This window comes from Blastomonas sp. CCH1-A6 (assembly GCF_001556365.1).
Lineage (GTDB): Bacteria > Pseudomonadota > Alphaproteobacteria > Sphingomonadales > Sphingomonadaceae > Blastomonas > Blastomonas ursincola.
The window spans coordinates 1-7,300 of the sequence record NZ_LSIS01000495.1 but is presented as its reverse complement, the minus strand read 5'-3'; the positions used below and the strand labels follow the sequence as shown (position 1 = coordinate 7,300).

The following is a 7,300-nucleotide window of genomic DNA, read 5'->3' as shown; positions in this document are numbered from 1 at the left end:
AAGTCGCGCAGGCGCGGGCAGAAGCGAAATCCCAGCATCGCGCACAGGGCGAAGACATGATCGGTCGCCCCGCCGGTGTCGGTGTAATGCTCGACGATCCTGAGATCGGTGCCGTGGCTGGTGAGGCCGTCGAGGACATAGGGCGCCTCATGCGTCGCGGCCGAGATCACTTTGACGTGGTAGGGCGCGCGCTGATCAGAATTATGGGTGTAGAAGCTGAAGCCATGATCGACGCCATAGCGGGCGTTGATATCGCCGCCCGATGCACCGCGCTTCGCGCCCCTGAAGAACTGGCCATCGGAACTGGACGTTGTGCCGTCGCCCCATACGCGCGAGAATGGCAGGCGGTGATGCGCGTTGATGAGCACGGCCAGCGCCGCGCAGTAGCTGTCGTCGCGGATATAGGCGTCATGGGTCCACAGGAGCTGGTCGCGCGTCACGCCCTGGCTCGCGGCAGCCATGCGCGACAGGCCGAGATTGGTGGCATCCGCAAGGATGGTGGCGAGCAGCGCGTTTTCGTTGGGGCACGCTTCGCCGGTGCGCAGGTTCGTGAATGCAGCAAGAAAGCCGGTTTCCTGCGCCACTTCATGCAGCAGCTCGGTGATGCGGATGCGGGGCATCATCGCATCGAGCCGGTCAGCCAGCGCTTCGGCATCGGGCATCGCGATCGTGCGAACCGGGGATATCTGGAGGCGGCCGTCGCGGAACCGCACACCCTCCAGAGCGTCGCGCTTCAGGCGCTGGGCAAATTTCTTCAGTCGCCAGTCCAGTTCGCGGCCCCGTTGTTCGAGCCATTCGCTGGCTGTGGGTGGCAGACCAAGAGCCGACACGATTGGCTTCGCCTTCGGTTCGCTGAGCAGGTAGCTGTCGAACTGGCGGTATCCCGCCGATCGCTCCACCCAGACATCCCCCGAACGCAACTTGTTGCGCAGATGCGCGATCGTTGCGATTTCCCAGAGCCGCCGGTTGATCTTGCCGTTATCGCCAACGACGATTTTTCGCCATTCTTTACGGAAGGGCATCGGAGCGTCGGTAGGAAGATCGCGTTTGCCCGACCTGTTGAGGTCGCGCAGCATTTCGATGGCAGCGATCGTTTTCGCACTGCCCTTTCCGGCCCTGAACTGGAGCGTCTCAAGCAGGTCGGGGGCGAACTTGCGTAACGTCGCATAGCGGTCGGCCGCGACCGTCAGCGGATCGAGGTTGGCGGTTTCCGCGATGCTCGCCACTTCCGGCCTCGCCTTCATCAGGGTGTTCCACCCGACCGATGCGTCCAGGACCTCAATTGGATCTTCGCCAGTATCGACCGCATCGGTCAGCGCATCGATCGTTCTGCGAAAGATCAGCATCAGCCGCGCCACGTTCTTCGATGTGGCGGCATAGCTACGCGCCTGGGCATTCTTCGCGCGGGTGAAGATGCTGCCGATCAGCTTGTCCGCCATCTCCAGAGCGCTGTCGGTCAGCTGCTCTTCAAGATCGAGCAGGAAGGCAACCAGCGTGGCGCGCCGCCGGGAGGGAACGTATCGCTCGATCATATAGGCAGGCGATGCACGGCCTTCCCGGACATATTGCCGGAAGCGGTCCGCGTGGATGCGGCCAGCCACGTCCGGGGAGATGCCGATCTTCCGCACTTGCCGCAGGCGGTCGAGAATCTGGCGGATATGATCGGGCCTTGCCGCGATGGGAATGGTCTTGAGCGAAGCGAGCTGGCTCATGCCCCCGGCGTCGTCAAAGAGCTGGTCGAGGGCGTGGACCTGTTCAGCGCTGAGATCGTCGATCAGGGCATAGGCGGCTTGCTTGCGGGCACGCGCGCGCCCCGCGCTGCTGGCACGCTCGATGGTGGAGATGGACGGCAGCAGAATCCGGGCCTCACGAAGGGCGGTGACAACACCGGTCGCTATCGTCATCCCCTTGTCGGTCGCCCATGCCGTTTTCGTGGCCGCTTCGATCATGAACGGAATATCGGCACGCGTCGGCCCTCGCAGTCCCAAGCGCGCGGCTAGCTCGCGAGCATGGTCCGTCATGGTCTGGTCCCTCGCCGCATAGTCAGCCAGATCCGTGACGCGCAGGCCAAGCTGTTCTGCGACGAAGGCGGCGAGATCATGGGGCATCGCTCCCCTGTTCTGTATCAACTGCGCCAGTGTGATGCCCGGGTGGCGCAAGAGCGCGAGTTGCAGCGCGACGCCCAACTGGTTCCGTCGTTCCCGTCGCGCGCCGATGATCTCGATGTCCGCAGGCTCGAAGGTGTAGAGCCGAGCCAAGTGGTCGCGATCGGTCGGGATGGCAAGGATCTGATTGCGCTCGCTCTCGGTCAGGAGTTGATGCTTGCGCTTCGTCATGCCGATTCCCGTCCACAAAAGGTCAACTGCGCCTATGGACAGCCATGAGTAAAGAGACATAGTATGTGGACGGCTATGGGCGGGGTGAAGCGGTCGCCCTTCAGAGCGTCCACAGAACGACCGTTTGGGAGACACGATAGATGGGCGGCATTCTGGGCTACGCCCGCGTCAGCACCGGCGATCAGGATGTGGCGGGCCAGACCATGCGACTGGAGAATGCCGGCGCCATCAAGGTGTTCACCGATGTAATATCGGGAAAAAGCATGGAGCGGCCTGGACTGGCCGAACTGATCGCCTATGCCCGCAAGGGTGACACGCTCGCCGTGGTCCGCCTCGATCGGCTTGGGCGTTCGCTGACTGAACTGCTCGCCACAGTCGAAACTTTGCGCAGCCAAGGCATCGCCCTCCTGAGTCTTGAGGAAAAAATCGACACCTCGTCGGCCGCCGGCGAACTCATCTTCCATGTGTTCGGAGCTATCGCCCATTTCGAGCGGCGGCTAATCTCTGAGCGGACCCGCGATGGGATCGCCGCTGCACGCGCCAAGGGCAAGCAGCCTGGCCGTCAGCCGCTCGACATGTCCAAGGTGGATGCGGCCATCAAACTGGTCGAAGCCCGTATCTCGCCGACAGAGGCAGCACGGCAACTCGGCATCGGCAGATCCACCATCTATCGCGAAATGCGCCGCCTTGGCGTGGAAAGGCCTGCCTGAATGTCCAGATTGAAATCTGCTCACGATCTGTCCGGGCTGATGAAATATGCGGATCGTGCTCCGTGGGACGAGGCGATGGATGAAATGCTGTCCGCGCATCTCGGTCCGGCATGTGAAGCGACCGGCCTCGAACCCGACGCCATATTCGAGATCATCGGTGATCATTGGCAAGGGCCGCTATGGGGCTGCGCCTTTGAAGATCTGCTGACACAGGAACTGGAACCTGACGGTCGCAATCTGGTCGATGACTATCTCAAGCGCCGAGGCTGGAACGAGAAGGCGCCGAACAAGGCCTATATGCGCGCGCTGCGGGATACGATGATGTCGCTCTATGAGGTTAGCGAGGTCGTCCCCGGTCAGTCGATGACCTTGCGTGATCTGTTGCGGGATGTTGCGCCAGTCACGGTCCGCGAACACGGCGCGACACAGACCCTCGTCAACTGGGACAAGATCGCTGCACGGGTTGTCGATGTGAACGGTCGCCATGGCATCTCGGGCGCGCTGTTGCCGTTCAGCGCTGATGGCGCCCTACAACTGATCGACGCGTTTGGCCGGCTTGCGGACGATGCAAAGGACACCTCCGAACTAAACCAGACCGACCGGGATGCTATTTTACGGGCATCAGGCCCGATGTTCACGAACATGTGGCTGCTCGATTGTCTGGGCAAAGCCATGCCTGGCACCATGCCGGATATGGTCAACGCCGATGGCGATGATCTTGTGTTCCACCGCATCGTCTTCCCCCTGGCCAAGGGCGTGATCGGCAAGAGCGTGGTTCGCAGGCTGAACGCGGCACAATGGCTGGAGCCTGCCAGCGACACATTCTGGAACTGGCTGGTGCCGGTGACGAAGGAGAGAAAACCACGAACGGCCAAAGGCGGGCAGGCTTTTGTGACGACCATGGAGGACGGCACACCCGTCTTCGCCAATGTCGAGTTGGCGGGACGCAAACTGATCGTTGAGGTCAATAGTGCCGCCCGTGCGGAGAAAGCGATTGCGCAAATGGGCGAATGGCTTGGTGATTGCGTGAGCACACCTATGACCGAAATCCGGACTCTGGCCCAGTTCATGGCTGATGACGCCGCCCGCGCTCCGCAGGAAGAGCCGCTCGATATCCCGCCGGACGAAATGGAGCGCATCGTTCATGATATGCTGACACGCGAATATACCAAAACGCTTGATGAAGCGGTGCCTGCCCTTGGCAACAAGACGCCGCGCGCTCTGGCCCGCACGAAGGCTGGCCGGGCGAAAGTGGCCGACTGGCTCAAATATATAGAGAATGGCGCAGCAAAATCCGGGGTCGGCGAGCCAATGGCTACCTATGATTTTACGTGGATGTGGCAAGAGCTGGGCATCATCGGCCTCCGCAGGTGATGCCCTTGCACGCCGTTCCGGTATTGTTCGTCCTTAGCGTTGCTTGGCGTACCTCCCACGCTATGCCCTCAATAGAATTTGGCTTTCGTCCTCCAAAATCGGGGTCGACCAGTCCGTCTCATTAAGGTAGTACGACTAGATTCTCATTGATGGGGCGCTAAGCGTTACAGATGACCGGGACTTTGATCGGATACGCACGGTGTTCAACCGACAAGCAGGATTTGACGGCCCAACGCCATGCTCTCGCCGAGCTCGGTGTGTCGGCCGACCGGATCTATACCGATCACGGCCTCACCGGCACTTCGCGCGATCGGCCAGGGCTTGCGCAGGCACTCGCCGCCGTCCGTGCCGGCGATACCTTGGTCGCACCGAAGCTCGACCGCCTAGCCCGATCGGTCCCCGATGCGCGGGCGATCGCCGAGGAGCTCGAGAAGCGCGGTGTTGCCCTCGCCCTCGGCCGACAGATCCACGACCCGAGCGATCCTATGGGCAAGATGTTCTTCAACATCCTCGCCACCTTCGCTGAATTCGAAGCTGACCTGATCCGGATGAGGACGCGGGAAGGTATGAAGGTCGCCAAGGCGAAGGGAAAGTTGAAGGGCAAGCCCCCCAAGCTGACCGACCGCCAGCAGCGCCATCTGCACCAGCTGCATGAAGGAGGCGAGCACTCGATCAGTGAGCTGAGCGAGTTATTCTCGGTTTCGCGCCCAACAGTCTATCGAACCATCCAGCGCATGGCATCCAAGCTCGCTTCCGGACAGTAGTGCATTCTAGCGGCCCGTCCGCACCCAGGGCACCGTCGTTCGATCGACTTTGATATCTCTCTGGTATGGCAGCTCGCATAGGGTCAACGCTTCAGCGGCTGAGCCGTGTTCCCATATCGGATATTGGTCGCCTCGCAAAATAACCGGCATCCGGGAATGGACTTCGGCCGCGGCACCAGTGCCATCCTTCATCACCATCGAATAGCAATCACCCCATTCATCCGAAGACCGCCATACGCCGGCGACGGCGAACAACTCCGCGTCCGGCAGCGACAGCCAGGTGCGCGTCATGGATCCTCGGGGACCCTCGGCCTCCGCCCACGCGGTAAGGGGGATGAGGCAACGTCGCTTCTCGAAGCTGTCCCGCCAGAAGAACTGGCTCAGCTTGTCGGTGCGGGCGTTGTTGACCGGTTTCGGCTTTAGAGGCTGGCCCGACTTCTTGCTCTTCAGCGACAGCGGAAAGCCCCACACCATCGATCGGATCGATCCGTTGGCCACGACCAACCCGGGATACCCTGGATAGATCTCTCCCGGCGCGTTGCTCGCTGCAGCGGGCGCGGCGTTGAACAACCCAGCGACCTCGGCCGAGCTCTTGGTCATGCGATACAGGTTACAAATACACGCCTCCCAGCCTTCAGGAATCTTCAACTGTCATCGCAGTATGATAGAAGAAGAGATCATGCCCGCCACCATTCTTGCCGCCGCCGCTGCCTTTGTTTGCACCCCGATCGCGGTCTGGGACGGAGACGGGCCAATTTGGGGTCAGGACATAGAACGGGCACAGATATACGCTAAGCGTCTCTGCGCGCACTTATGGGTCGACTCTATGCGTCGACGACTCCAGCATTCCAAAGGCATCCATCGGACAGTTGTAGCATCGCCTCTCGTCGCAGAGCCGGCATATCGTCAGCGCCGAGACAGCGTCGTCAGACATCTGCGCAAGTATTGTCTCGGCAATACGTTCCAGCACGAGGCGGTCAGCATTCGAGACATGGCTAAGGATTTCGGATAAAGTCTCGTTTCTTCGTTGCAGGATCGCAGATAGGCGAGTCTCGCCTGCCTCAGTGAGCATCAGCGCTACTGCACGACGGTCCCGTAGCGCTTTGGATCGAACGGCGAACCCGGCTGCAACCAATCGATCGACAAGCCGCACCGTCCCCGCGTGGGACAAGCCTAGCACCCGTCCTAATTCGTCGATCGAAAGACCGGTCGCGTGACCGATGACGACGATCGCCGCGGTGGTTTCGCCACCGCCGGGTATCGTCGGGTCGAATGCCGCCTTCTTAATTCGATCGGTGATGCCCACTGCGAGGGCGCCGAACAGATTGACGAGCCGGTCCGAGAGTACGTTCAAAGGGTTGCCTCATTCATTGACGGCGTATAGTGTATGCGCAGCGCATATATCACGCCTGTCTAAGCATGAAGGCAGGTCATGCGCCATGATGAAAGCGAGGCACCATGTTTTCGACATTACACATAGCTGAAAAGACGACCGGCTCTCGCGGGTCTCTCGCGTTGCTGCGCTGGGCGCTGGTGGTCATCTTTCTCTGGTTCGGTTGCATGAAATTCACGAGCTATGAAGCGATGGGCATCGCGCCATTGATGAAGAACAGTCCGATCATGAGCTGGATTCCGGCCGTTTTTGGGGTGCAGGGTGGAAGCTATTTTATAGGCACCGTCGAGCTCGCGACGGCCGCTGCGCTGATTATCGGTGCTTTCAACAAGACGGCCTCCGCTCTCGGCGCGGCGATGTCATGCCTGACTTATGCCGTGACACTGACGTTTTTCCTGAGCACGCCTGGCGTCGCCGAGCCGACCGCTGGCGGGTTCCCGGCGATTTCGGCCGGAACCGGACAGTTCCTGTTGAAGGACCTGGTGCTTCTTGCGGCATCAGCGTGCCTTCTACTTGCGTCCATACGGACAGCAGACGCGTGACGGCAAACAGGTGATAGGCGACGCTCCGGACCTGCGCTTTTGCCGAACCATACCCGCCTCAGCCCATAACGATCGACAAACCCTGTCGCTTTGATAGGGTGTTCGAAAACATGCTTTCGAGGGTTTTGTCCGTCGTCAGAACATTTGGCACAGGTCGCGGCGTAAATTAGCGGAGTGCGGG

At 60.8% G+C, this 7,300-nt stretch carries 7 protein-coding genes; 4 read left to right on the top strand and 3 right to left on the bottom strand.

The genetic code is table 11. The features are described from left to right. On the bottom strand, positions 1-2,336 hold a 2,336-nt coding region (locus AX735_RS21900), incomplete at its 3' end, for a Tn3 family transposase (protein WP_066284759.1). Between the two features lie 140 nt (positions 2,337-2,476). Between AX735_RS21900 and AX735_RS21895 the strand changes: the two genes are divergently transcribed. The 3 genes from AX735_RS21895 (at position 2,477) to AX735_RS21885 (ending at position 5,184) form a co-directional block, all read left to right on the top strand. Next, on the top strand, positions 2,477-3,046 hold the full coding sequence (locus AX735_RS21895; RefSeq protein ID WP_007015735.1) for a recombinase family protein: 570 nt from the start codon (positions 2,477-2,479) through the stop codon (positions 3,044-3,046). After that, complete coding sequence (locus tag AX735_RS21890; protein ID WP_007015736.1) at positions 3,047-4,420, top strand: hypothetical protein; 1,374 nt, start codon at positions 3,047-3,049, stop codon at positions 4,418-4,420. 170 nt (positions 4,421-4,590) lie between these two features. Beyond that, positions 4,591-5,184 carry a recombinase family protein gene (locus tag AX735_RS21885; protein WP_053556549.1) on the top strand — a complete coding sequence of 198 codons (594 nt, stop codon included), beginning with the start codon at positions 4,591-4,593 and terminating at the stop codon, positions 5,182-5,184. Positions 5,185-5,190: 6 nt separating this feature from the next. Here the strand turns inward: AX735_RS21885 and AX735_RS21880 are convergent, their stop codons facing one another. Continuing rightward, positions 5,191-5,802: an SOS response-associated peptidase gene (locus AX735_RS21880; RefSeq protein WP_066114288.1), complete on the bottom strand. Its 612-nt coding sequence runs from the start codon at positions 5,800-5,802 to the stop codon at positions 5,191-5,193. A gap of 193 nt (positions 5,803-5,995) precedes the next feature. Continuing rightward, positions 5,996-6,538, bottom strand: a complete 543-nt coding sequence (locus AX735_RS21875; protein WP_010339851.1) for a MarR family winged helix-turn-helix transcriptional regulator — start codon at positions 6,536-6,538, stop codon at positions 5,996-5,998. Between the two features lie 104 nt (positions 6,539-6,642). On the opposite strand from AX735_RS21875, the gene AX735_RS21870 reads away from it, so the two are divergent. Further along, positions 6,643-7,119 (top strand): YkgB family protein, encoded by a 477-nt coding sequence (locus tag AX735_RS21870; protein ID WP_010339850.1) that lies wholly within the window; start codon positions 6,643-6,645, stop codon positions 7,117-7,119. The last annotated feature ends 181 nt before the right edge of the window (positions 7,120-7,300 follow it).